This is a genomic window from Kineococcus aurantiacus (assembly GCF_013409345.1).
Classification (GTDB): Bacteria; Actinomycetota; Actinomycetes; order Actinomycetales; family Kineococcaceae; genus Kineococcus; species Kineococcus aurantiacus.
The window spans coordinates 1,373,444-1,395,416 of record NZ_JACCBB010000001.1; the positions used below are offsets into that span (position 1 = coordinate 1,373,444).

Annotated in this window: 26 protein-coding genes and 1 tRNA gene; 13 read left to right on the forward strand and 14 right to left on the reverse strand. The window is 72.9% G+C overall.

What is annotated here, in order from left to right; genetic code table 11:
* The first annotated feature begins 23 nt into the window (after positions 1–23).
* Together BJ968_RS06555 and BJ968_RS06560 are read left to right on the forward strand one after the other, a co-directional pair.
* The gene (locus tag BJ968_RS06555) at positions 24–1,196 is read left to right on the forward strand and encodes a levoglucosan dehydrogenase (protein ID WP_179750276.1); all 1,173 of its coding nucleotides are present in this window, start codon (positions 24–26) and stop codon (positions 1,194–1,196) included.
* Positions 1,193–1,519 (forward strand): putative quinol monooxygenase, encoded by a 327-nt coding sequence (locus BJ968_RS06560; RefSeq protein WP_179750278.1) that lies wholly within the window; start codon positions 1,193–1,195, stop codon positions 1,517–1,519. Before BJ968_RS06555 ends, BJ968_RS06560 begins: the two co-directional genes overlap by 4 nt.
* A 151-nt stretch (positions 1,520–1,670) precedes the next feature.
* On the opposite strand, the gene BJ968_RS06565 is transcribed toward BJ968_RS06560, so the two are convergent.
* Positions 1,671–2,585, reverse strand: coding sequence for a CARDB domain-containing protein (locus BJ968_RS06565; RefSeq protein ID WP_179750280.1), 915 nt, complete (start codon positions 2,583–2,585; stop codon positions 1,671–1,673).
* A gap of 175 nt (positions 2,586–2,760) precedes the next feature.
* Here BJ968_RS06565 and BJ968_RS06570 point away from each other — a divergent pair, with 175 nt between their 5' ends.
* Complete coding sequence (locus tag BJ968_RS06570) at positions 2,761–3,483, forward strand: Ltp family lipoprotein (protein ID WP_179750282.1); 723 nt, start codon at positions 2,761–2,763, stop codon at positions 3,481–3,483.
* A 595-nt stretch (positions 3,484–4,078) separates the two neighbouring features.
* On the opposite strand, the gene BJ968_RS06575 is transcribed toward BJ968_RS06570, so the two are convergent.
* A tRNA-Lys gene (locus BJ968_RS06575) sits at positions 4,079–4,151 on the reverse strand.
* Between the two features lie 132 nt (positions 4,152–4,283).
* On the opposite strand from BJ968_RS06575, the gene BJ968_RS06580 reads away from it, so the two are divergent.
* Complete coding sequence (locus BJ968_RS06580; RefSeq protein WP_179750285.1) at positions 4,284–4,925, forward strand: TRIC cation channel family protein; 642 nt, start codon at positions 4,284–4,286, stop codon at positions 4,923–4,925.
* Here BJ968_RS06580 and BJ968_RS06585 read toward each other — a convergent pair.
* Together BJ968_RS06585 and BJ968_RS06590 are read right to left on the reverse strand one after the other, a co-directional pair.
* Entirely contained in the window at positions 4,922–5,632 is a 711-nt protein-coding gene (locus BJ968_RS06585; RefSeq protein WP_179750287.1) for an ANTAR domain-containing protein, read from the reverse strand. The two genes, BJ968_RS06580 and BJ968_RS06585, sit on opposite strands and share 4 nt — an antisense overlap.
* A gap of 149 nt (positions 5,633–5,781) precedes the next feature.
* Positions 5,782–6,798, reverse strand: a complete 1,017-nt coding sequence (locus BJ968_RS06590) for an ABC transporter substrate-binding protein (protein WP_179750289.1) — start codon at positions 6,796–6,798, stop codon at positions 5,782–5,784.
* Between the two features lie 127 nt (positions 6,799–6,925).
* On the opposite strand from BJ968_RS06590, the gene BJ968_RS06595 reads away from it, so the two are divergent.
* Complete coding sequence (locus BJ968_RS06595) at positions 6,926–7,672, forward strand: FCD domain-containing protein (protein ID WP_218884876.1); 747 nt, start codon at positions 6,926–6,928, stop codon at positions 7,670–7,672.
* 60 nt (positions 7,673–7,732) lie between these two features.
* On the opposite strand, the gene nrdF is transcribed toward BJ968_RS06595, so the two are convergent.
* From nrdF to nrdH, 4 genes are all read right to left on the reverse strand, one after another.
* Positions 7,733–8,704 (reverse strand): class 1b ribonucleoside-diphosphate reductase subunit beta, encoded by a 972-nt coding sequence (nrdF, locus tag BJ968_RS06600; RefSeq protein ID WP_179750291.1) that lies wholly within the window; start codon positions 8,702–8,704, stop codon positions 7,733–7,735.
* A gap of 31 nt (positions 8,705–8,735) precedes the next feature.
* Positions 8,736–10,817: a class 1b ribonucleoside-diphosphate reductase subunit alpha gene (nrdE, locus tag BJ968_RS06605; RefSeq protein ID WP_246314762.1), complete on the reverse strand. Its 2,082-nt coding sequence runs from the start codon at positions 10,815–10,817 to the stop codon at positions 8,736–8,738.
* Between the two features lie 71 nt (positions 10,818–10,888).
* Entirely contained in the window at positions 10,889–11,287 is a 399-nt protein-coding gene (gene nrdI / locus BJ968_RS06610; RefSeq protein ID WP_179750295.1) for a class Ib ribonucleoside-diphosphate reductase assembly flavoprotein NrdI, read from the reverse strand.
* A 23-nt stretch (positions 11,288–11,310) separates the two neighbouring features.
* On the reverse strand, positions 11,311–11,550 hold the full coding sequence (gene nrdH, locus BJ968_RS06615; RefSeq protein ID WP_179750297.1) for a glutaredoxin-like protein NrdH: 240 nt from the start codon (positions 11,548–11,550) through the stop codon (positions 11,311–11,313).
* Between the two features lie 540 nt (positions 11,551–12,090).
* Here nrdH and BJ968_RS06620 point away from each other — a divergent pair.
* Positions 12,091–12,426 carry a DUF8129 domain-containing protein gene (locus BJ968_RS06620; RefSeq protein ID WP_179750299.1) on the forward strand — a complete coding sequence of 112 codons (336 nt, stop codon included), beginning with the start codon at positions 12,091–12,093 and terminating at the stop codon, positions 12,424–12,426.
* A 55-nt stretch (positions 12,427–12,481) separates the two neighbouring features.
* Here BJ968_RS06620 and BJ968_RS06625 read toward each other — a convergent pair whose 3' ends face one another.
* The gene (locus tag BJ968_RS06625) at positions 12,482–12,907 is read right to left on the reverse strand and encodes a Dabb family protein (protein WP_218884877.1); all 426 of its coding nucleotides are present in this window, start codon (positions 12,905–12,907) and stop codon (positions 12,482–12,484) included.
* A gap of 44 nt (positions 12,908–12,951) precedes the next feature.
* The gene (locus tag BJ968_RS06630; RefSeq protein ID WP_179750301.1) at positions 12,952–13,953 is read right to left on the reverse strand and encodes a LacI family DNA-binding transcriptional regulator; all 1,002 of its coding nucleotides are present in this window, start codon (positions 13,951–13,953) and stop codon (positions 12,952–12,954) included.
* 240 nt (positions 13,954–14,193) lie between these two features.
* Between BJ968_RS06630 and BJ968_RS06635 the strand changes: the two genes are divergently transcribed.
* Both BJ968_RS06635 and BJ968_RS26405 read left to right on the forward strand, forming a co-directional pair.
* Positions 14,194–15,120 carry an exopolyphosphatase gene (locus tag BJ968_RS06635; protein ID WP_343077869.1) on the forward strand — a complete coding sequence of 309 codons (927 nt, stop codon included), beginning with the start codon at positions 14,194–14,196 and terminating at the stop codon, positions 15,118–15,120.
* 267 nt (positions 15,121–15,387) lie between these two features.
* Positions 15,388–16,200 (forward strand): IclR family transcriptional regulator domain-containing protein, encoded by an 813-nt coding sequence (locus BJ968_RS26405; RefSeq protein WP_179750303.1) that lies wholly within the window; start codon positions 15,388–15,390, stop codon positions 16,198–16,200.
* 148 nt (positions 16,201–16,348) lie between these two features.
* Here BJ968_RS26405 and BJ968_RS06645 read toward each other — a convergent pair whose 3' ends face one another.
* Positions 16,349–17,101 carry a glucose 1-dehydrogenase gene (locus BJ968_RS06645; RefSeq protein ID WP_179750305.1) on the reverse strand — a complete coding sequence of 251 codons (753 nt, stop codon included), beginning with the start codon at positions 17,099–17,101 and terminating at the stop codon, positions 16,349–16,351.
* A 73-nt stretch (positions 17,102–17,174) separates the two neighbouring features.
* Here BJ968_RS06645 and BJ968_RS06650 point away from each other — a divergent pair, with 73 nt between their 5' ends.
* Both BJ968_RS06650 and BJ968_RS26410 read left to right on the forward strand, forming a co-directional pair.
* Positions 17,175–17,882 carry an SDR family NAD(P)-dependent oxidoreductase gene (locus tag BJ968_RS06650; RefSeq protein ID WP_179750307.1) on the forward strand — a complete coding sequence of 236 codons (708 nt, stop codon included), beginning with the start codon at positions 17,175–17,177 and terminating at the stop codon, positions 17,880–17,882.
* A complete protein-coding gene (locus BJ968_RS26410; protein WP_179750309.1) occupies positions 17,879–18,520 on the forward strand; it encodes an FCD domain-containing protein in 642 nt (213 codons plus the stop codon). Before BJ968_RS06650 ends, BJ968_RS26410 begins: the two co-directional genes overlap by 4 nt.
* Before the next feature lie 2 nt (positions 18,521–18,522).
* Here BJ968_RS26410 and BJ968_RS06660 read toward each other — a convergent pair whose 3' ends face one another.
* Complete coding sequence (locus BJ968_RS06660) at positions 18,523–19,053, reverse strand: isochorismatase family protein (protein WP_179750311.1); 531 nt, start codon at positions 19,051–19,053, stop codon at positions 18,523–18,525.
* 51 nt (positions 19,054–19,104) lie between these two features.
* Between BJ968_RS06660 and BJ968_RS06665 the strand changes: the two genes are divergently transcribed.
* Positions 19,105–19,494 (forward strand): Rid family hydrolase, encoded by a 390-nt coding sequence (locus BJ968_RS06665; RefSeq protein WP_179750313.1) that lies wholly within the window; start codon positions 19,105–19,107, stop codon positions 19,492–19,494.
* Here BJ968_RS06665 and BJ968_RS06670 read toward each other — a convergent pair.
* Positions 19,484–19,750, reverse strand: coding sequence for a hypothetical protein (locus BJ968_RS06670; protein ID WP_179750315.1), 267 nt, complete (start codon positions 19,748–19,750; stop codon positions 19,484–19,486). The genes BJ968_RS06665 and BJ968_RS06670 overlap by 11 nt on opposite strands.
* 75 nt (positions 19,751–19,825) lie before the next feature.
* The gene (locus tag BJ968_RS06675) at positions 19,826–20,188 is read right to left on the reverse strand and encodes an ArsR/SmtB family transcription factor (protein WP_179750317.1); all 363 of its coding nucleotides are present in this window, start codon (positions 20,186–20,188) and stop codon (positions 19,826–19,828) included.
* Between the two features lie 101 nt (positions 20,189–20,289).
* Here BJ968_RS06675 and arsM point away from each other — a divergent pair, with 101 nt between their 5' ends.
* Positions 20,290–21,159 carry an arsenite methyltransferase gene (gene arsM, locus BJ968_RS06680; RefSeq protein ID WP_179750319.1) on the forward strand — a complete coding sequence of 290 codons (870 nt, stop codon included), beginning with the start codon at positions 20,290–20,292 and terminating at the stop codon, positions 21,157–21,159.
* Positions 21,156–21,938, forward strand: coding sequence for an aquaporin (locus tag BJ968_RS06685; protein WP_179750321.1), 783 nt, complete (start codon positions 21,156–21,158; stop codon positions 21,936–21,938). Before arsM ends, BJ968_RS06685 begins: the two co-directional genes overlap by 4 nt.
* The last annotated feature ends 35 nt before the right edge of the window (positions 21,939–21,973 follow it).

Below are 21,973 nucleotides of genomic sequence, written 5' to 3' on the forward strand. Positions count from 1 at the left end.
CCACGAACTCCAGGAGCAGCACCGTGCGAACCCTCAACGTCGGCCTCATCGGCGGCGGTTTCATGGGCAAGGCCCACTCCCTGGCCTACGCGGCCATGCCCATGTTCTTCTGGCCCGCCCCCGCGCTGCCCGTGCGGTCCGTCATCGCCGAGTCGAACGAGGAACTGGCCGCCGAAGCCGCGCGCCGCTTCGGCTTCGAGCGGTCCACCGGCGACTGGCGCCAGGTCGTCGAGGACCCGGACGTCGACGTCGTCGACATCGCCACGCCCAACCACCTGCACGCCGAGATCGCCGTCGCCGCCGCGCGCGCCGGCAAGCACATCATCTGCGAGAAGCCGCTGGCGCGCACCGCCCCCGAGGCCGCGCAGATGTGGAACGCCGTGAAGGACGCCGGGACCGTGCACATGGTGGCGTTCAACTACCGCCGCACCCCCGCCGTCGCCCTGGCGAAGAAGTACCTCGAGGAGGGCGCCATCGGCCGCGTCCTGAACTTCCGCGGGACCTACCTGCAGGACTGGAGCGCCGACCCGGACTCCCCGCTGTCGTGGCGGTTCCAGAAGGACATCGCCGGTTCCGGCGCGCTGGGCGACATCGGCAGCCACGTCGTCGACCTGGCCCGCTACCTCGTCGGCGAGATCGCGAGCGTCAACGCGATGACGTCGACCTTCATCCCCACCCGGCCCCTGCAGTCCGGCGGCGCCGACAGCCTCGGCACCACCAGGGGCGGCGACGGCCCCCGCGGTGACGTGGACGTCGACGACGAGGTGATGACGATGCTGCGCTTCGCCGACGGCGCCGTCGGCTCCATCGAGGCGACCCGCAACGCCTGGGGCCGCAACAACCACATCACCTTCGAGATCCACGGCACCGAGGGCTCCATCGTCTTCAACTACGAGCGCCGCGACGAGCTGCAGGTCTGCTTCGCGTCCGACGGCGGCGACCGCCGCGGCTTCCGCACCGTCTACACCGGCCCCAACACCCCCTACGGGCACGGCTTGTGGCCGATCCCGGCCCTGGGCATCGGCTACGGTGAGACGAAGATCATCGAGGCGTACGACTTCTTCAGCGCCATCGCCACCGGCGGGTCGGTCAGCCCGAACTTCAAGGACGGGTACCAGGCCACCCTCGTCGACGACGCCGTCCTGGCCTCGGCCGCCACCGGTGCGTGGACCGACGTCCCCCAGGTCGACGGTTGAGCACCCCCACCGCCCCGGGCGGCCCCGACGGGACGAACACCTACGTCCTGGTCGTGGTGCTGCGGGCCCGGCCGGGGAGGGCAGGGCAGGTGCTGACCCGGCTGCACGAGCTGGCCGAGGTCAGCCTGGCCGAACCCGGCTGCCTGCAGTACCGGGTGCACCGCGACGTGGACGACCCAGCCACCTTCGCGCTGTACGAGGAGTGGCAGGACGAGGCGGCGTGGCAGCGCCACGACACCGGGGCGCAGGTGGTCGAGCTGCTGGAGGCGCTGACCCCGGACCTCGCCGACCCGATCGCCGTGCGGCGGTTGCTGCCCAGCTGACCGGGCGGACCCGGCAGTGCCTTGGGCCAGATCGCCGCTCAACCAGCCTTCCAGAGCTGGGTTGGTGGGAGCTCCCGCGGCCTGATCTCCGACAGCACGAAGCCCCCGACACCGTGAGGCGTCGGGGGCTGGCGGCCGGGAGGCGCGAGCGTCACATGGGCAGGTCAGCGTTGGCGACGGCCGTGGCAGTCGCAAGCTGGGTCACTCCGGACCAGCCTCCGTCGTTGAGGGTCCACCTGCTCGTGGTGACCCTGGTGACGTGGAGCTTGGAGAACCCCGGGTACTGACCGTCGGCACAGGTGATCTTCAGTCCGGGATCGGGGTAGTGCCACTTGCGGATCTCCGTCAGGCTCACGGGGACGCTGGTGGCGCTGGTCGCGCCCGCGGGGACTTCGGCGAGGCCGGAGTAGTTGAACGGCCCGCCGGTGTAGTAGTTGCCGGGTCCGGCGCTGTACTCGCCGAGGTAGGTCTCCGTACCGGGGACTGCTCCGGTGTCGGTGAAGCAGGAGCCGTAGCCGGAGCCGCTGATGGCACTGGCGACACCGGTCTTGACGGGCATCGCGGGGAAGGTGCTGTAGCTGCTGGCCCCGACCAACGTGGTGGTCAGCGTCGGCTTGGCGGTGACGGTGAAGGTGGTCTTGGTGCGGTTGTTCGACTCGTTGGACTCGGCGATGCGGCCGGCGTCGTCGACGTAGGCGAGGATCTCGTGGCCACCGAGAGTCGCGGTCCAGGTGCGGGAGCCGGTGGGTCCGCTGTTGGCGGTGAGAGTGCGGGTTTCGCCGGGCGCGAGGGGCGAGGTGGACAGGTCGGACCAGGTGCGGAGCTTCCCGTCGACCTGGAAGCCGATGCCGTGGATGACGCCGCTCGGAGTGGGCGCGTTGCCCTGGTTCTTGATGGTGGCGGTGAAGGCGAGCTGCTGCCCGACGGCGACCGACTGCGGAGCCCAGGTGACCTTCGTGACGACGAGGTCCGGCTTGGCCGTGGCGGCGTGCGCGGTGCCTGCCCCCAGCAGGCTGGCCGCGACCGCCGCCGTGGCGGCGAGCGTGGTGAAGCGTTTGGTGCGCATGGTTCCCCCCATGAGTGCTGGGCACTGGCTGTGCCCGCTGCGCACTGTAGGCCCATGTGGGTTACGCAGCGTGACCCCCGAAAGGGGGGTCAGGGCGCGTGTGACGTTTCGGAGTTCAGCACCGATGTCACCTGCGGCTCTCAGCGACGACCCGCACCGACTTCAGGAGACGTCCATGTCCACGCAGTACCCGACTGCGCCGCAGCACTCCCAGGTGACGAACCAGCCCGCTGGGATGGCCACCGCGAGCGTCGTCCTCGGCGCTGTCGGCTTCATCGTCGGCATCTGCTCGCTCATCGGCCTCGTCCTGGGCCTGGTGGCCCGCGGCAAGGCCAGGCGCGGCGAGATCAGCCCGGCCCGGGTGAAGGCCGGCATCATCGTCTCCTCCATCTCCTTGGCGCTGGGCATCATCGGCTGGATCGTCCTCTTCGCCGCGATCGGCGCCGGCACCGACGCAGCCAGCACCGCCATCAGTTCCGCAGCCGCCTCTGCTTCAGCGGCCGCGGAGGTCGCCACGCCGTCCGAGCCTGCTGCTGTCGAGACGTCCGCCCCCGCGCAGGCGGCGCCGGCCCCCGCGCCCGCGGAGACCACCGAGGCCCTCACGGGCGGTTCGGTCTCCCAGAAGAACGCGGTGCGGAAGGCGGAGAGCTACCTCGAGCTCAGCGCCTTCTCCCGGTCCGGCCTGATCCAGCAGCTGACCTTCGAGGGGTTCTCCCCGGAGGATGCGGCCTACGGCGTGGACCAGACTGGCGCGGACTGGAACGAGCAGGCCGCGAAGAAGGCGGCCAGCTACCTGGAGATGTCGGGTTTCTCGCGCCAGGGCCTGACCGATCAGCTCACCTTCGAGGGCTTCAGCGCCGCTGAGGCCGACTACGGAGTGTCCAAGGTCGGCCTCTGACCTGGGCCCGTGTCCACACGCGCCGCAGGGACCAGCGGTTCGGGCCCATCCGCTGGGCCCGCGACGACGTCGTCGCGGGCCCAGCGGGCGGCGACCTGCTCCCCGGCGTCGTCGTCGGCCCCGATGTACCCGGTGGTCCGGATCTCGGTCTCCACGAGGATGCGCTGGGGTGGGTGGCGCCTCTGAGGGTCCGGGACGTGCACTCCGTGCGCCGGCCGTGGGCCCGACGGGCTCGTCTGCACGGCACCGACGGGTGTGCTGCTCCCTCTGCGCGACTGGCGGGCCCGAGGTCTTCGTGGCGGCCACTGATCGGGTGGAGCGTGAGGGCTTCACCGTGCACGGGTCGAGACACACGGCGGCATCGCTGGCGGCCCCGGCCGGCGCGCGCGTCCGTCACCTCCAGGTGCTCCTCGGGCACACGTCGCCAGCGCTGGAGCTGTCGACGTGCCAGCACCCCTTCGACGACGACGTGGGCGCGGTCACGGACCGGCTGGACCCGGACGCTGAGGCGACCTGGAAGGCGCGTGCGGGCCGAGTGCGGACTGAAGCGACGGTGACGGGGGCTGGACGACCCGAGAAACCGTTGCGCGGTGGGTGGGCCCCCAGGGGATCGAACCCTGAACCCGCGGATTAAAAGTCCGCTGCTCTGCCGATTGAGCTAGAGGCCCCGGGCCCTCGGACCCGCGCCCATCATCGCAGACGTGCCCGCGGGCCTCCACCACCCCTGCGGGCTGCGTCCCCCGGCCGGGCGCTCCCCCGCGCGGCGGCGGCATCCCGCCCCCGGCGGCAGAATCGGCAGGGTGACCGCACAGGGATTCCTGCTCCTGCTCGAGCTGGTGGGGGTGTTCGCCTTCGCCCTGGACGGGGCGCTGGTGGCGATGCGCTCCACCCACCTGGACCTGTTCGGGGTGGTGACGCTGGGGATCGTGACGGCCGTGGGCGGCGGGATCGCGCGGGACGTGCTGCTGGGTGAGCTGCCGCCGGCGACGTTCCGGACCTGGTACTACCTGGCGACGGCCACGGCGGGGGCGCTGGCGGCGTTCTGGGGGCAGCGGCTGCTGGTGCGGGTGTACCGGCCGATCCTGGTGTTCGACACGATCGGGTTGTCGTTGTTCTCCGTGACCGGGGCCCAGCTGGCCGTCGACGCGGGGGCCGGGGCGGGGCAGGCGATCCTGCTCGGGGGGCTGACGGGTGTGGGCGGGGGGACGCTGCGGGACGTCCTGGTGCGCAAGGTGCCCAGCATCCTCACCGGCGGCCTGTACGCGGTGCCGGCGCTGCTGGGGGCTTGTGTCGCCGTGGCCGGTCCCCTGCTGGGGGTGGAGTCGGGGGTGGCCGCGTTCGCCGGCGGGGTGGTGTGCGCGGGGTTGCGCACGGGCGGGGTGCTGCGCGGCTGGCAGGCACCGCGCGCGCCCCGCCCGGCGCCCGGCGAGCTGGACGGCTAGGCGGTCCGGACGAGCTCGTCGACGACCTCCTGCGCCACGTCGCGCAGGCGGCGGCGTTCGGCCCGGGCCCGGGCGCGCAGCCGCTGGAAGGCGTCGTCGGGGTGGACGCGGTAGCGCTGGGCGAGGGCGCCCTTGGCCTGCTCGAGGACGATGCGGCTGTCGAGGGCCTCCTGCAGCTGGGCCTGGACGCGCGCGCCCTCGGCGACGTGCTCGAGCTGGGTGATGCCGACGGCCCCGAAGGACGCCATGGCGTGCGCGACGTCGGACTCGACGGCGGAGAAGGCGCCCTCGTGGTCGCGGAAGAGGTTGAGGGCGCCGATGGTGCGGCCGCCGCTGTGCACGGGGACGGTGTGCACGGCGACGATGCCGACCTGGGCGGCCTGGGCGGCGAACTCGGGCCAGCGGGCGGCGAGGGCGGTGGCCGTGTCGACGGAGACGACCTGACCGGTGCGGTAGGCCTCGATGCAGGGCCCTTGGAGGGTGCGCACCTGGAACAGCTCGACGACGCGCACGTCGGTGGGGGTGCAGGCCAGCACCTGCAGCTCCTGGTCGGCGTCCTCGACGAAGAGCCCGACGGCGGAGGCGGACAGCAGGTCGGCGCAGTGCTCCACGAGCCGGTGCGCCAGGTCGAGCGGCTCACCGCGCCGGGCGAGCACTTGTGCGATGTCGTTCACGGCAGCAGCCACCGCGTCGGCGCGCACGCTCACGCAGCCCTCCCACGGAGCCGGCCCCCTGGCCGGCTGGTCGTCCCCACGTCACCGTCGGCACGCCCTGGGCTGCACGTGCGGGTCCATTGTGGAGGATCACGGGCCGTGCTCGTGCCACCCCGGGCGGTGCGCGCCCGGGGTGGCGGGGGTCAGAGGTCGGCGGGGACGGTGGCGGGGTCGCCGTCGGCGGCGGCCGCGAGCGCCGGGACGGCCCGTTCGATGGCGAACGGCAGCGACAGGGGGCTGGAGAACCCCAGGGCGCCGGCGAAGTCGTCGGCGAAGGTGGGGACGTAGACGGTGCGGTTCTCGGTGACGACCGCCAGGCGGGCGGCGGCGGCGTTCTGGGCGAAGTCGGCCCTGCTGAGCCCGAGGACCACGAGGACGTCGGTGTCGAGCTGGACGACCTGCTCCTCGCTGAGGGAGCCGGTCGCGCTGTTGGCGTCGAACCCGAACTGCAGGAAGAAGTCGCCGCGGGGGTCGGTGGCGTCGAGGGCGTAGTAGCCCTGGTTGTAGAGGACGACGCTGACGGTCTTGCCGGCGAAGCCGGGGTTGGCGTCGGCGGCGTCGGTGAACTGCGCTTCGACGTCGTCGGTGAGCGAGCTCGCCTCGGTCTCCTTGCCCAGCGCCTTGCCGATCGCGGCGAGCTCCTCCTGCCAGGTGGCCGCGGCGGTGGTGGAGGCGTCCTGCCCGGCGGGGATGACGTCGGCGATGGTGGGGGCGATGGCGGTGAGCTTGTCGTAGTCCTCCTGCGTCATGTAGGAGTACGCGCCGATGATGAGGTCGGGCTGCAGCGCGGCGATCTGCTCGAAGTTCAGCTCCGCCTGCCCCACGGAGGGGATGCCGCCGGCGGGCAGCAGGTCCGCGGCCCACGGCCGCTTCGTGGAGTCGTAGTCGCCGAGGGGGGTGCGGGTGCCGACGGGCGTCACGCCGAGCGCGAGGACGAAGTCCTGCTCGTTGTAGCCGACGGTGACGACCTTGGTGGGGGCGGCGGCGACGGTGGTGGAGCCGAGCTTGTGCTCGATGGTCACGGGGAAGGACCCGGGGGCGGCCGACGTCGTCGGGGACGTCGCCGACCCCCCGGTGGCGGTGTCGTCCCCGCCGCAGGCGGCGAGGGTGGTGAGGGCGCCGGAGGCGGCCAGGGCGGCGAGGACGGAGCGACGGTTCACGAGCCAAGGCTAGCCTCACCAAAGGTGTGGTAGGTCGCTCCACCGGTTGAGGTGCTGATCACACCCGCCGAGGTCCGGCGAGGGACGACAGCCGGGCCGGTGACGGCGTTTCCGGTACGTTGACGGCGTGCCGGCCTTCCGCAGCGACGACCCCGCTCTGGCGCGGATGGAGCTCACGGCCGTGCCCCGCGGCAGCGCCGTCTCCGAGGTCGTCCGTCAGCTCACGAACCTGCTGTCCTCGGGGCAGTTCGCCCCCGGCTCCCGGCTGCCGCCCGAGCGCCAGCTCGCCGAGGAGCTGGGTGTGGGCCGTTCCGCCGTGCGCGAGGCGCTGGCCGCCCTCGACGTGCTCGGCATCGTCACCGTCCGCCCCGGGTCGGGCACCTACCTGCGCGACAGCATGTCCGACCTGCTGCCGACCACCCTCAGCTGGGGCCTGATGCTCTCGGCCGAGCACACGGCGCAGCTGTCGGAGGTCCGCAGCGCCCTGGAGGTGCACGCCGCGGTCCTGGCCGCCGAGCGCGTCGACGAGGCCGGCGCCGAGGCGCTGGGCGCTTCCCTCGCGGCCATGGACGCCACGCTCGACGACCTGACCGCGTTCATCGAGGCCGATGCGCAGTTCCACGTCGTCCTCGCCCGCACGTCGGGCAACGAGGTCCTCGCCGACCTGCTGGAGACGACCCGCACCCTGCTGCGGCTGTGGGTGGGCCGCGGGCTGCGTCGCCGCGAGCAGGCCGAGGTGGCCTGCGCGGAGCACCGGGCCGTCTTCGACGCCGTCGTGGCCCGCGACCCGGCGGCGGCCGAGGCAGCCATGCGCTCGCACATGCGCACCGCGGGCGACCGGGTCGAGCACGCGGGCGGGCCCGACACCCCCTGAGACGCGACGGACCCCTCCGCGCGCGTGCACGGAGGGGTTCGCCGGGTCAGGCCGGGCGGGTCAGAAGTCCCAGTCCTCGTCCTCGGTGGCCACGGCCTTGCCGATGACGTAGCTGGACCCCGACCCGGAGAAGAAGTCGTGGTTCTCGTCGGCGTTCGGGGACAGCGCCGCCAGGATCGAGGGGTCCACCTTCGTCATGTCCGAGGGGAACATGCCCTCGTACCCGAGGTTCATCAGCGCCTTGTTGGCGTTGTAGTGCAGGAACGTCTTGACGTCCTCGGTGAGGCCCACACCGTCGTACAGGTCGGCGGTGTACTTGCACTCGTTGTCGTACAGCTCGTACAGCAGGTCGAACGTGTAGTCCTTGATCTCGTCGCGCTTGGCCTGGTCGACGAGTTCCAGCCCGCGCTGGAACTTGTAGCCGATGTAGTACCCGTGCACGGCCTCGTCGCGGATGATCAACCGGATGAGGTCGGCGGTGTTCGTCAGCTGCGCGCGCGAGGAGAAGTGCATCGGCAGGAAGAACCCGGAGTAGAACAGGAACGACTCCAGCAGCGTGGAGGCGACCTTGCGCTTCAGCGGGTCGTCACCGTGGTAGTACTCCAGCACGATGGACGCCTTGCGCTGCAGCGCCTCGTTGTCCTCCGACCAGCCGAAGGCCTCGTCGATCTCACGCGTCGTGGCGAGCGTGGAGAAGATCGAGGAGTAGCTGCGGGCGTGCACCGACTCCATGAACGCGATGTTCGTGTAGACGGCCTCCTCGTGCGGGGTCAGCGCGTCGGGGATGAGCGAGACCGCGCCGACCGTGCCCTGGATGGTGTCCAGCAGGGTCAGTCCCGTGAACACGCGCATCGTCAGGACGCGCTCCTCCGGGGCGAGGTTCTGCCACGACTGGACGTCGTTGGACAGCGGGACCTTCTCCGGCAGCCAGAAGTTGCTGGTGAGCCGGTTCCAGATCTCCAGGTCCTTCTCGTCCTGCAGCCGGTTCCAGTTGATCGCGTTGACGCGGTCGATGAGCTTCAACTTCTCCATGTCCTTCTCCCCCGATCGATCCAGCCGGCGCTCAGAGCATGCAGCTGACGCAGCCCTCGACCTCGGTGCCCTCCAGGGCCATCTGCCGGATCCGGATGTAGTAGATCGTCTTGATGCCCTTGCGCCAGGCGTAGATCTGCGCGCGGTTGATGTCGCGCGTGGTCGCGGTGTCCTTGAAGAACAGCGTCAGGGACATGCCCTGGTCCACGTGCTGCGTCGCCGCGGCGTAGACGTCGATGATCTTCTCGGGACCGATCTCGTACGCGTCCTCGTAGTACTCCAGGTTGTCGTTCGTCATGAACGGCGCCGGGTAGTACACGCGGCCGAGCTTGCCCTCCTTGCGGATCTCGATCTTGGAGGCGATCGGGTGGATCGAGGAGGTCGAGTTGTTGATGTAACTGATCGAACCCGTCGGCGGGACGGCCTGCAGGTTCTGGTTGAAGATGCCGTGCTCGACGACGGACGCCTTCAGCTCCGCCCACTCGGCGCGGGTGGGCAGCGCGATGCCGGCCTGGGCGAACAGCTGCTCGACGCGCTCGGTCGTGGGCAGGAAGTCGTTCTCGACGTACTTGTCGAAGAACGCGCCGGAGGCGTAGGTGGAGTTCTCGAAGCCGTCGAAGGTCTCGCCGCGCTCGATGGCGATCCGGTTGCTGGCCCGCAGGGCGTGGAACAGCACCGCCGCGAAGTAGACGTTCGTGAAGTCGATGCTCTCGGGGCTGCCGTAGTGCACGCGCTCACGGGCGAGGTAGCCGTGCAGGTTCATCTGCCCCAGGCCGATGGCGTGCGACCGGGAGTTGCCGTGGGCGACCGAGGGGACGGACTGGATGTCGCTGGCCACCGACACGGCGGTGAGCGCGCGGATCGCGGTCTCGACGGTCTGCCCGAGGTCCCCGCCGTCCATCGCCAGGGCGATGTTCAGCGACCCGAGGTTGCAGGAGATGTCCTTGCCGACCTGGGCGTACGTCAGGTCCTCGGCCAGCCTGCTGGGCGTGTTGACCTGCAGGATCTCCGAGCACAGGTTGGACATGTTGATGCGGCCGGCGATCGGGTTGGCCCGGTTCACCGTGTCCTCGAACACGATGTACGGGTAGCCCGACTCGAACTGCAGCTCGGCGAGGGTCTGGAAGAAGTCGCGGGCCGAGATCTGCGTCTTGCGGATCCGGTCGTCGGCCACCATCTCGCGGTAGTGCTCCGAGACGGCGATGTCGCCGAACGGCTTGCCGTACACGCGCTCCACGTCGTACGGGGAGAACAGGTGCATGGGCTCGTTGTTCTTGGCGAGCTCGAACGTGATGTCCGGGACGACGACCCCCAGGGACAGCGTCTTGATGCGGATCTTCTCGTCCGCGTTCTCGCGCTTGGTGTCCAGGAACCGCATGATGTCGGGGTGGTGCGCCGACAGGTACACCGCGCCGGCGCCCTGGCGCGCGCCGAGCTGGTTGGCGTAGGAGAAGGAGTCCTCCAGGAGCTTCATCACGGGGATGACGCCCGAGGACTGGTTCTGGATCTTCTTGATCGGCGCGCCGTACTCGCGGATGTTGCTCAGCAGCAGGGCGACGCCGCCACCGCGCTTGGACAGCTGCAGGGCGGAGTTGATGCTGCGGCCGATGGACTCCATGTCGTCCTCGATGCGCAGCAGGAAGCAGGAGACGAGCTCCCCGCGCGAGCCCTTGCCGGCGTTGAGGAACGTCGGGGTCGCGGGCTGGAAGCGGCCGGCGACGACCTCGTCGACGATGGCCGTGGCGAGCCGCTGGTCCCCCACGGCCAGGGTGAGGGCCGTCATGACGGCGCGGTCCTCGAAGTTCTCCAGGTACTGCTTGCCGTCGAAGCTCTTCAGCGCGTAGCTCGTGTAGAACTTGAAGGCACCCAGGAACGTGGCGAAGCGGAACTTCGCGGCGTGCGCGCGGTCGGTCAGCGCGCGGACGAACTCCAGCGGGTACTGGTCCAGGACGTGCTTCTCGTAGTAGCCCTCCTCGACCATGTGGTCCAGGCGGGCCTCGAAGGTCTCGAACCGCCGGGTGCGCGGGATGACGTGCTGGAGGAAGTACTGGCGCGCGGCCTCGACGTCCGCCCCGAACTGGATCTTCCCCTGGTCGTCCCAGAGGTTCAGCATCGCGTTGAGCGTGTGGTAGCTCGGCCCCTGGGCCGGGACGGTCTGCAGCTCGGGAGCGTCGGAGGTGAGGGTCACAGCGAGTCCAATCCTTCGCGCACGCGGCGCACGTCGTCGGGGGTCCCGAAGAGTTCGAAGCGGTAGAGGTGGGGCACGTGGCACTTGGCGGCGATGACGTCGCCGGCCGCGGCGTAGTGCTCACCGAAGTTGGTGTTCCCCGCCCCGATGACACCCCGGAGGTGGGCCCGGTTGGCGGGGTCGTTGAGGAAGCGGATGACCTGCTTGGGCACGGCACCCGCGCCGTTGCCCCCGCCGTAGGTGGGCACGACGAGGACGAACGGCTCGCTCACGTGCAGCGGCTCGTCCCGCGCGTGCAGCGGGATGCGCAGGGCCGGCCGCTCCAGGCCGAGCTTGCCCACGAAGCGGTGCGTGTTGCCCGAGACGCTGGAGAAGTAGACGACGCCGGGTGCCACGGGAACCCTCCGGGGGGAGCGGGTCAGACGGAGACGGCGGCCTTGGCCAGCGCGTCGATGCGGTCGGGGCGGAAGCCCGACCAGTGGTCCTCGCCCGCGACGACGACGGGCGCCTGGACGTACCCGAGCGAGCGGACCAGCGCGAGCGCGTCCGCGTCGACCGTCACGTCGACGACCTCGTAGGCCAGGCCCTTGCGGTCCAGGGCGCGGTAGGTCGCCTTGCACTGCACGCAGGAGGGCGTGCTGTAGACGGTGATGCTCATCGGGTGTTCCTTCTTCCCTCGGGTCCTGTCGTGCAGGTTCAGCGTCGCCGGGGCTCCGGGGAGTCTCGGCTCGGGTTCCCGTCCTGCTGGGGTACTACGACACTACCCCTGGGGGGCGGTGTGGAAAACCACCACTACATGGTGTGTGACACGGTTGTGATTCGCCACCCGGGGCGAGTCGGGGACCGGGGTCCGGCCCGCAAGCCCCTGACCTGCGGCGACACCCTCGGCGGGGCCGTCTGGGTGACACTCGTCGTCATTAACGGACCACGGAGCGTGATCGGCGTGTCGTGTCGCGTCGGCGTGTCCTCCACAGCCGCTCCACCGCCGCACGGGCCTCGTCCACACACTCATCCACAACACCTGGGGGTCCCGGGCTCATCCCGACCCCAGATGTCGGGGTGCCCCGCACGGGGCGGCCGCCCGCTCCCTGGGCCCCGCGCGCCCGGTCGCCGCGCAGGGGTGCGGCACCTAGGCTCGGTGGTGGTTCAAGGACGGAGCCGCTCCAGGCGCCCAGCGCCCTCCCCGCGGAGGTACCCCGTGACCAGCGACCGCGAGCACCTGCCGGTGCCGGACTACGACCACCTGCCCCTGGCGTCGCTGACGCACCGGATCCGCTCGCTCGACGCCCCCGGCCTGCAGGCCCTCCTCGAGCACGAGGAGGCGCACGGCCGGCGCGAACCGGTGCTGACGGTGCTGCGCGCGCGGGCTCAGCAGCTGGCCGACGGCGCCGTCCCCAGCGGTGGCGACCCGGCCGGGGCCCAGCCCGAGCACGCCCCCGCCCCGGACGCCCAGGGCCCCTCGGTGGTGACCGGCCCGCCGGTCAACCCGCCCTCGCAGGGCGTGCCCACCAACCCCGCCCAGCCGCGGACCTGACCCCGGACGGGCCCGGGACTCCGATCCCGGGCCTCAGACCCTCAGGCCCCGGGCCTCAGGCCGGGACGGCGACGTCGAAGACCAGGACGTCGGCCAGCAGGGGCCCGACGAACTCCTTGAACCGGGCGTGCTCGGGGTCGGAGAACGCCGGGTCCTCGACCACGGGGGTGCCGACGTAGTGGTTGCGGTCCCCCTCGGAGGCGAACGTCACGACGATGCCGTGGTCGAACCCGCCGTCCACGCCCTCCCCGCTGGTCTGGGGCCCGGCCTCGATCGAGACGATGTACGGCGCCCCGTCGCGCGGGGAGTCGGCCAGGGCCCGGAACCGCCGCAGCACCTCCTCGCGCTGGTCGGCGTCGACCTCGGGGCGGTAGCGGAAGAGGACGACGTGCCGGACGAGGCCGGGGCGGAAGTCGCGGGCGGTGAAGGCGGCCACGCCGACCTCGGCGAGCAGCTGCTGGACGGGCGCGGGAACGGTCACGCGGCCATGCTGCCACCCGCCGCGCCGCGACCGGCCGGAGGACCTCAGGGGCTGACGCGCCGCCCGGTCGAGCGCCGCACCACGAGCTCGGGCTCGAAGACGATCTGCTGCGGCGCGCGCCCCTCCACCTGGGCCAGCAGGAGCTCCACGGCCGTGCGGCCGAGCATCTCCCGCGGCTGGCGCACCGACGTCAGCGGCACCGTGGCGGTCGCGGCGAACCCGATGTCGTCGTAGCCGACCACGGCCAGCTCCTCGGGCACCCGCACCCCGCGGCGGACGCACTCGTTGAGGACGCCGAGGGCCAGCAGGTCGTTGGCGCAGAACACGGCGGTGGGACGCTCGTGCGCCGGGGAGGCCAGCAGCTGCGCCGCGGCCTGCGACCCGGCCCGCACCGACAGCCCCGTCGCCTCCACGACCCGCACCGTCCCCGCCGCCCCGACCGCCTCCCGCACGCCGCGCAGCCGGTCCTGCACCTGCCGCAGCGGCGCGGCGACCCCGACGTAGGCGATGTCGCGGTGGCCGGCCCCCACGAGGTGCTGCCCCGCCAGCCGTCCCCCCAGGACGTCGTCGACGGCGACCGAGGCCTGCCCGCCGCGGCCGGCGCCGCGGTCGACGAGGATCACCGGGGTGCCGTGGTCGCGCACCTCGGTCAGCGCCGGGCCGGGGGTGTCGTGCACCGGGGTCAGCAGGACCCCCAGGACGCGCTGCTGGTCCAGCCGGCGCAGGTGCCGGGCCTCGCGGTCGGCGGAGTTGGCGCTGTTGCACATGACCACGAGGCAGTCGTGCTGCTCGGCCAGTTCCTCGGCCCCGGCGATGACGTCGGTGAAGAAGGGGTTGGCCACGTCCAGCACCACCATCGCGATGGTGCGGCTGACCCCGGCCCGCAGCTGGCGCGCGGACTCGTTGCGCACGAAACCCAGCTCGGCGATCGCGTCCTGCACCCGGGTGCGCAGCGCCTCCGAGACCACCTCGGGGCGGTTCAGCACGTTGCTGACCGTGCCCAGCGACACCCCTGCCCGCTGGGCGACTTCCTTGACCGTCGCCATGTCCTCAACGTCCCACAGGTCCAGCGCGCGTCCGGTCCCCCGTCCGGCCGCGGGGCCGTCGCCGGGGGGACTGCCCGGGCCACCGTGACACGGTTCACCGCGGCGCTGCGAGTGTGGGACCGCGCCCCGGGGACGTCAAGCACACCGCTGCGGCCCCGCGCGGGGCCCGCGACACCCGTCCGGGGGACAGACCGGCACCGATCGATCAAGCTCGGGCTCGTGGCCGCCGATCAGCCGGGTGTGAGCGACACCTTCCGCCTCGTGACCCGCAGCGACTTCGACGGGCTGGTCTGCGCCGTGCTGCTGCGCCAGCTCGACCTCGTCGACGAGATCACCTTCGTGCACCCCAAGGACGTGCAGGACGGGGCCGTGGAGATCACCGGCCGTGACATCCTCACGAACCTGCCCTACGACCCGCGGGCGCACCTCGTCTTCGACCACCACCACTCCGAGACGCTGCGCAACGCCGGCGCCGCCAACCACGTCATCGACCCCGAGGCGCCCTCGGCGGCCCGGGTCGTCTACGACCACTTCGGGGGTGCGGCGCGGTTCCCGAAGATCTCCGACGAGCTCATGCGCGCCGTCGACCAAGCCGACGCGGCGCAGTACGACGTCAGCGAGATCCTCGAGCCGACCGGCTGGACGCTGCTGAACTTCCTCATGGACTCGCGCACGGGCCTGGGCCGCTTCCGCGACTTCCGCATCTCGAACTACCAGCTGATGATGCAGCTGATCGACGCCTGCATCGACTACCAGGACGTCGAGGAGATCCTGGCGCTGCCCGACGTCGCCGAGCGCGTCGACCTCTTCCACGCGCAGGCGGCCCTGTTCAAGGCGCAGCTGGAGCGCGTCACGACCCTGCACGGCGACGTCGCGGTGCTGGACCTGCGCGAGGAGGAGACGATCCACGCCGGCAACCGGTTCTTCGTCTACGCCCTGTTCCCGCAGGCCCGCGTCTCGATGCACGTCATGTGGGGCCGCGCGAAGCTGAACACCGTCTTCGCCATCGGCAAGTCCATCGTGGACCGCACCTCCCCCGTCGACGTCGGCGCGGTCTGCCTGGAGCACGGCGGCGGCGGGCACGTGGCCGCCGGCACCTGCCAGGTCCCGCACGAGGACGCCGAACGGGTGCTCGGCGAGCTGATCGGGCAGCTGCGCAGCCGCTGAAGGTTTACCGTGATCGCTGCCGCGGTACCTGGTGGGTGCGGTGGGGCCGGGCGCCTGGAGGGGCGAGCGGAGTGGTGAAGACCGCTACGGCGGCGACCCGGGGTGACACCCAGACCGCCGGAACGCGCACCCGACCCCACCGCCCCCGGGGTTCCCCGGGCCGGGAGAGGTCCTCGACGTCGAGCACTCTCGCCGTCGTCCACCCACGTGGAACCGTCCACGCACGTGGAACCGTCCACGTGCGTGCCCGGCGTCTAAGCTCGTCGGGTGGCGACCCAGGAGGACACCCCGGAGGCGGAGACCGGCCGGGGACCGGTGAAGTCGGCCGAGCGCACCGTGCACATCCTGCAGGCCCTGGCCCAGCCGCCCTACGTGCTCACGGTCGCCCAGCTGCAGGAACGCACCGGGTACCCCCGCTCCAGCCTGCACGCGCTGCTGCGCACCCTCGTGGACCTGCACTGGATCGAACCGCCCGCGACGTCCGGGCCCGGCGCCGGCGGGTACGGCATCGGGTCGCGGGCCCTGCTCACCGGGACCGCCTACCTGGACCGCGACCCCGCGCTGCCGCTGGCCCTGGCGGCCGTCGAGGCCGTGCGCGACGAGACCCGCTGCACCACCCACGTCGCCCGCCTCGACGGCCCCAACGTCGTCTACCTCGCCACCCGCGAGGCCGCCGACGCCCACCGCGCGCACTCGCGGGTCGGGCGGTACCTGCCGGCCTACGCCACTTCCCTCGGCAAGGCCCTGCTGGCCGAGCGGACGGCCGCCGAGCTCGACGCGCTGCTGCCCGCCGGGCCCTTCCCGCAGCTGACCCCCGACACCGTCGCCGACCGGGCGGCCCTCGACGCCGAGCTGCACGACGTGCGCACCCGCGGGTGGGCCGTGGAGCGCGGGCAGAACCTGCCCGGCACCGTCTGCGTCGGCGTGCGCGTGGAGTACCGCATCCCCGCGACGGACGCCCTGTCCTGCAGCCTGCCCGCCGCCCTCGCCACCGACGAGGAGGTCGAGCGCGTCGCCGGCGTCCTCACCCGGCACGCCGCCCGGCTGGCGCGGGAACTGCGCGCCGCGGGAATCCGGTAGGGCACCACCGGCCCCGACCGCTCCGGGTCCCCGACCCCGGCCGTGCTCGAGCACTTCAGTGACCGAGCACTCCGGTGACCGGGTCCGGCGGCGGTCAGCGACCGGTGCCCGGCCCACGGGCCCGCCCCGGGCGGGGACGCCTCCGCCCTCACCGGCGCGCGCGGCTCGGGATCTGCGTCGCGAGCTTGCCGCCGGAGACGTCCAGGAGCGTGCCGGTGATGTAGCCCGCGGCGTCGCTGGCGAGGAACACGAGCAGGTCGGCGATGTCGTCGGCGCGGCCCCAGCGCCGCAGCGAGAGGGTGTCGAGCAGTTCGTCGGCCTGGTCGGCGGGCAGGTCGGCGAACCCGTTCATGGCGGTGGGGACCATGCCGGGGGCGTAGGCGTTCACGGTGATGTCGTACGGGCCGAGCTCGGAGGCCAGGACGCGGGTGAACTGCACCACGGCGGCCTTGGACGCGGCGTAGGCGGCGCTGCCGACGCTGGGGACGATCGCGGCGAACGACGCGGCGTTGAGGATGCGGCCCCGGCGGCGGGGTTTCACGACCTCCGCGACGGCCTGGCTGACGAGGAAGACCCCTCCGACGTTGACGTCGAGGCACTGCCGGAACCGCTCCCAGGTGAGGTCCGCGACGCGGCCGTCGACGTTGACCCCGGCGTTGTTGACGAGGACGTCGATCGTCCCGAACTCCGCGACCGTCGCCTCGACCGCGCGCCGGACCGAGTCCGGGTCGGTGACGTCGCACGCGGTCTGGCGGACACCGGGTTCCCCGGGGTCCTCGAAGGCGCGGTCGAGGGCGACGACGTGCGCGCCCTCCCCGGCGAACCGGTGGGCCAGCGTGCGGCCGATCCCGCGCCCCGCCCCGGTGACGACGACGACGCGCTCGGTCAGGTCCAGGTGCACGGGTGAACTCCTCGGTGAGCGTACCGTCAATGAGCATACTGTTGAGTCAGAACCTACGACCGAGGAGACCGACGTGCAACGAGTCCTGTGGATCACCGGCGCCGGGTCCGGCATGGGCCGGGCCGTGGCCCGGTCCGCCGCGGCGGCCGGGTGGACGGTCGTCCTGTCGGGACGGCGCGCGGAGGCGTTGCGGGACACGGCGTCCGGCATCGACGGGACGACCCTGCAGATCCCGCTGGACGTGCGCGACCGGGACGCCGTCCGCGCCGCGCGGGACCGCGTCGTGGCGGAGTTCGGCCGCCTCGACGCCCTCGTGCTCGCCGCGGGGCGGAACACGCCGCAGCGGCAGTGGGACGACCAGGACGTGGACACCTTCCAGGACGTCGTGGCCGTGAACCTGAACGCCGTCGTCACCGTGGTCGACGCCGCCCTGCCCGACCTGCGCGCCAGTTCCGGGCTCGTGGTCGTCGTCTCCTCGTACGCGGGCTGGGCCTTCCACCCCAACGCCGGGGTCGCCTACTCCGCCAGCAAGAGCGCCCTGTCCTCCGTCGTGCGCACCCTGAACGCCGGCGAGGCCGCGCACGGGGTCCGGGCGACCCACCTGTGCCCCGGCGACGTCGCCACCGACTTCCTCGACCAGCGCCCCGTCGTCCCCGACGCCGCGGCCCGCGAGCACATGCTCACCCCCGACGACGTCGCGCGCACCGTGCAGTTCGTCCTGGACTCCCCCGCGCACGTGCGGATCGACGAGCTCGTCGTCTCCCCCGTGCCCCGGCGGTGAGGAGCCCGGCGTTCCAGCGGGTCCTCGACGACGTCGGTTCCGCGGTCGTCGACGGGCGGCTCCCGGCGGGTTCGCGCACGTCGGTCGAGGCGCTCGTCGACCGGACCCTGGCCTCGCGCAGCGTCGTGCGCGAGGCCACCCGCGTCCTGGCCTCCCTGGGGCTGCTGACCGCCTCCCCCCGGGTCGGGCTGGTGGTCCGGCCGGCCGCGCAGTGGAACCTGCTGGACCCGCAGGTGGTCCGCTGGCGGTTGTCCGGACCGGACCGGGAAACCCAGACCCGGGAACTGCGTGAACTCCGGCAGGTCCTGGAACCGGCTGCCGCGCAGGCCGCCGCGCGCAACGCCGACGACGCCACCCGCACCCGGCTGCGGGGGCTGGCGCGGGAACTGCGGGCCCCGGGCGGGCTCGCGCGCGCCGACGCCGAGCTGCACGACCTCCTGCTGCGCGCGTCGGGGAACGCGACGTTCGCCGCGCTCGGCGCGGTCGTGGGCCTGGCGGTGGCCGACCGCGCCGGCGTGCGCCCGGCCGCCCACGACGTGCGGCTGCACACCGCGCTGGCCGGTGCCGTCGCCGACGGCGAGGCCGCCGCGGCCGGTGACCTCGCGCGCGAGATCGTCGCCCGGACCTCGGCCCGGTGAGTTCACGCCAGCGAGTCGACGACCGTGACGAGCGGGGCGTACAGCCGCAGGGCGTCCAGCGCGCGGTCGTGGTCGGCGTCGCTGGCCCCGGCGCACGCGTCCGCGACGACCGTGACGGCGATGCCGTCGTCGGCGGCCGGCAGCACCGTGGACAGCACGCAGCAGTCGGTGGAGACCCCGCCGACGACCAGCGGCGACGACCCGGTGACGGCCGCCAGTTCCGGGCCCCACTTGCCGAACGTGGGGCGGGTGACGACGGGGAACCCCCGGCCGGTGAAACCGTCGACGACCTCGTACAGCGGGTCGTCGTCGGGGACGAGGGCGAACGGGAACTGCTCGTAGTACGCCGCCCAGGCCCCCTGCGGCGCGGCGGGGGCGACGAAGCGGGTGAGCACGACGTTCGGCGCGAAGCGCTCGGCGAGCCGGGCGCACGCAGCCGCCGCGGCGTCGAACCGCGGCGCGGCCCACGGGCTGCCGGGCGCGCCGAAGATGCGCTGCAGGTCGACGAGGACGAGCCACGGCGTCTGGGTCACCGTCCGGACGCTACGGCACCGCGGGCCGCCCGGGTGCGGCAGAGTCCTCCCGTGAGCACTCGTCAGCTCGTCTCCAGCGGCGGCACCTGGGAACCCCTCGTGGGCTACTCGCGCGCGGTGCGCGTCGGCGACCACGTCGCCGTGGCCGGCACGACGGCCGCCTCGCCGCAGGGCCCCGTCGGCGGCGACGACATCGCCGAGCAGACCCGCACCTGCCTCGTCCGGATCCGCGCCGCCCTGCTGGAGGCCGGGGCGACGCTCGAGGACGTCGTGCGCACGCGGCTGTTCGTCACCGACATCTCCCGCTGGGAGGAGGTGGGCCGCGTGCACGGGGAGTTCCTCGGGCACGTGCGGCCCGCCGCCACGATGGTCGAGGTGAGCCGGCTCATCGAACCCGGGCTGCTCGTGGAGGTCGAGGCCGACGCGATCGTCACCCGGTGACGGGGCGCAGGTGCTCGGCCTCGACCCACGCCTCGACGAGCACGGGCTCGTCCCCGGGCACCACGTAGACGACGCGACCCCGCCACCCGCCCGGGTCCCGGACCCAGGACACGACGATGCCCGGCCACGGGTCCCCGCCCTCGGGTGAGCGGACCCAGCAGTGGCGCACGGCCGGTTCCTCCCGCCGGGCCCGCTGCTCGCGGACGACCTCGTACAGCGGGCGCTGCCCGTCCCTGCGCAGCTGGCCACCGGACACCCCACGAGGATGCCACGGGATCGAACAGGTGTTCGACCGGAACCGCGAGGAGGTGCCGCCGGTCGGCGGCGAGGCTCAGGGGGTCGGCGCGAGGGCGCGGGCGAGGTCTTCCAGCCGCCCGCGCACGAGCCGGTAGTACGCCCACACGCCGCGCTTCTCCCGCTCCAGCAGGCCGGCGTCGACGAGCACCTTCAGGTGGTGCGACACCGTCGGCTGGGACAGGCCGACGGGCTCGGTGAGGTCGCACACGCACGCCTCCTGCCCCTCGTGGGCGGCGACCAGCGACAGCAGCCGCAGCCGGGTCGGCTCGGCCACCGCCTTCAGCGCGGCCGCCAGCCGCTCCGCCTCCTGCAGCGAGAGCGGCACCCCGGTCACCGGTGCGCAGCAGCCGGTCGTCCCCGGGGCCGTCCGCTCGGTCAGGGGCAGCGCCGTCGTCATGGCCCCAGCATGCCCCAGACATTGACGGGTGTCGATGTCCGAGTCCACAGTGGACCCACGTACGCATCGACGCCCGTCGATGCCCAGGAGCAGGGGGAGCGATGGTGGACCAGCACGCGCACGAGGCTCCGGAGCAGCTCCGGGAAGAGGTCCGGCAGCGGTACGCCGCCGCCGCCCGGGTGGTCACCGCCGGCGGACAGGGCTCGTGCGGGAGCGCGGACGCCCTGGAGCAGACCGACGTCTTCGGCGCCGCCCGCTACGGCGCCCGGGAGCTGGACGGGCTGCCCGCCGGCGCGGTCGCCGCCTCGCTCGGGTGCGGCAACCCGCTGGTCGTGGCCGACCTGCAGCCCGGCGACCGGGTCCTGGACCTCGGCTCCGGCGGCGGGATCGACGTGCTGCTCTCGGCCGAGCGCGTCGGCCCCACCGGCAAGGCCTACGGCCTGGACATGACCGAGGAGATGCTCGCCCTGGCCCGGGCGAACGCCGCCGAGGCCGGCGCGGAGAACGTGGAGTTCCTCCTGGGCCGCATCGAGGCCGTCCCGCTGCCCGCGGGCACCGTCGACGTGGTCATCTCCAACTGCGTCGTCAACCTGTCCACCGACAAGCCCGCCGTCCTGGCCGAGGTGTTCCGGGTCCTGACCCCCGGCGGCCGGATCGGGATCTCCGACGTCGTCGCCGAGGACCACCTCACCCCCGCCCAGCGCGCCGAACGCGGCAGCTACGCCGGCTGCATCGCCGGGGCGCTCTCCCGCAGCGAGTACCTCCACGGCCTGGCCGCCGCGGGTTTCACCGACGCCAGCGTCGAGTTCACCCACGAGGTCGCCGAGGGCCTGCACGGCGCGGTCGTCCGCGCGACCAAGCCCATCGCCGACCCGGCCGGGGCGGTCGCCGCGGCAGGGGTCGCGGAGTGCTGCGCGGCGCAGGCGCAGGGCGGCGGCACGCACCCGACCGGCTCGTGCGGGTGCCGGTGACCGTCCCGCTGCCCCGCCGCCTGCTCGCCGAGTTCCTGGGCACCGGCCTGCTGGTCGCGGTCGTCGTCGGCTCCGGCACCGCCGCCCAGCGGCTGTCCCCGGACGACGTCGGGCTGCAGCTGCTGGAGAACTCCACCGCCACCGTCCTGGGCCTGGCCGTGCTGATCCTGCTGTTCGGGCCCGTCTCCGGCGCCCACTTCAACCCCGTGGTCACCCTGGCCGACTGGGCGCTGGGGCGGCGCGCCGGGACGGGCCTGCGCGGGCAGGACGTGCTGCCCTACCTCGCGGCGCAGACCGCCGGGGCCGTCGGCGGCAGCCTGCTGGCCAACGCGATGTTCGACCTGCCCGTGCTGCAGACCTCGGACGAGGACCGGACCACCAGCGGGCACCTGCTCGCCGAGGTCGTCGCCACCGCCGTCCTGGTGCTCCTGGTCTTCGCCCTGGCCCGCACCGGGCGGGCCGCGATCGCCGCCCCCGCCGTCGGCGCCTACGTCGGCGCCGCGTACTGGTTCACCAGCTCCACCTCGTTCGCCAACCCCGCCGTGACGGTCGGCCGCGTCTTCACCGACACCTTCGCCGGCATCGCCCCGGCCTCCGCGGCCGCGTTCACCGCCGCCCAGCTGGTCGGCGGCGTGGTCGGCGCGGGGGTCCTGCTCGCGCTGCACCCCACGGCCGGCGCCGCCGCCGGTGACGTCCTCGTGCCCCACCCCCAGACCGACCCCGATACCCAGCCCGACACCCAGCCCGACCCCCACCCCGATGCGGAGACCACCCGGTGAACCAGAGCAAGCCCAGCGTCCTGTTCGTCTGCGTC

Bases quoted from the DNA above. Each gene is read 5' to 3' on its own strand.
- BJ968_RS06675 (WP_179750317.1), bottom strand. From the start codon at position 20,188: ATGACGACGGCGCTGCCCCTGACCGAGCGGACGGCCCCGGGGACGACC.
- nrdF (WP_179750291.1), bottom strand. From the start codon at position 8,704: ATGGAGAAGTTGAAGCTCATCGACCGCGTCAACGCGATCAACTGGAAC.
- BJ968_RS06565 (WP_179750280.1), bottom strand. From the start codon at position 2,585: ATGCGCACCAAACGCTTCACCACGCTCGCCGCCACGGCGGCGGTCGCG.
- nrdH (WP_179750297.1), bottom strand. From the start codon at position 11,550: ATGAGCATCACCGTCTACAGCACGCCCTCCTGCGTGCAGTGCAAGGCG.
- BJ968_RS06570 (WP_179750282.1), top strand. From the start codon at position 2,761: ATGTCCACGCAGTACCCGACTGCGCCGCAGCACTCCCAGGTGACGAAC.
- arsM (WP_179750319.1), top strand. From the start codon at position 20,290: ATGGTGGACCAGCACGCGCACGAGGCTCCGGAGCAGCTCCGGGAAGAG.
- BJ968_RS06630 (WP_179750301.1), bottom strand. From the start codon at position 13,953: ATGGCGACGGTCAAGGAAGTCGCCCAGCGGGCAGGGGTGTCGCTGGGC.
- nrdE (WP_246314762.1), bottom strand. From the start codon at position 10,817: ATGCTGAACCTCTGGGACGACCAGGGGAAGATCCAGTTCGGGGCGGAC.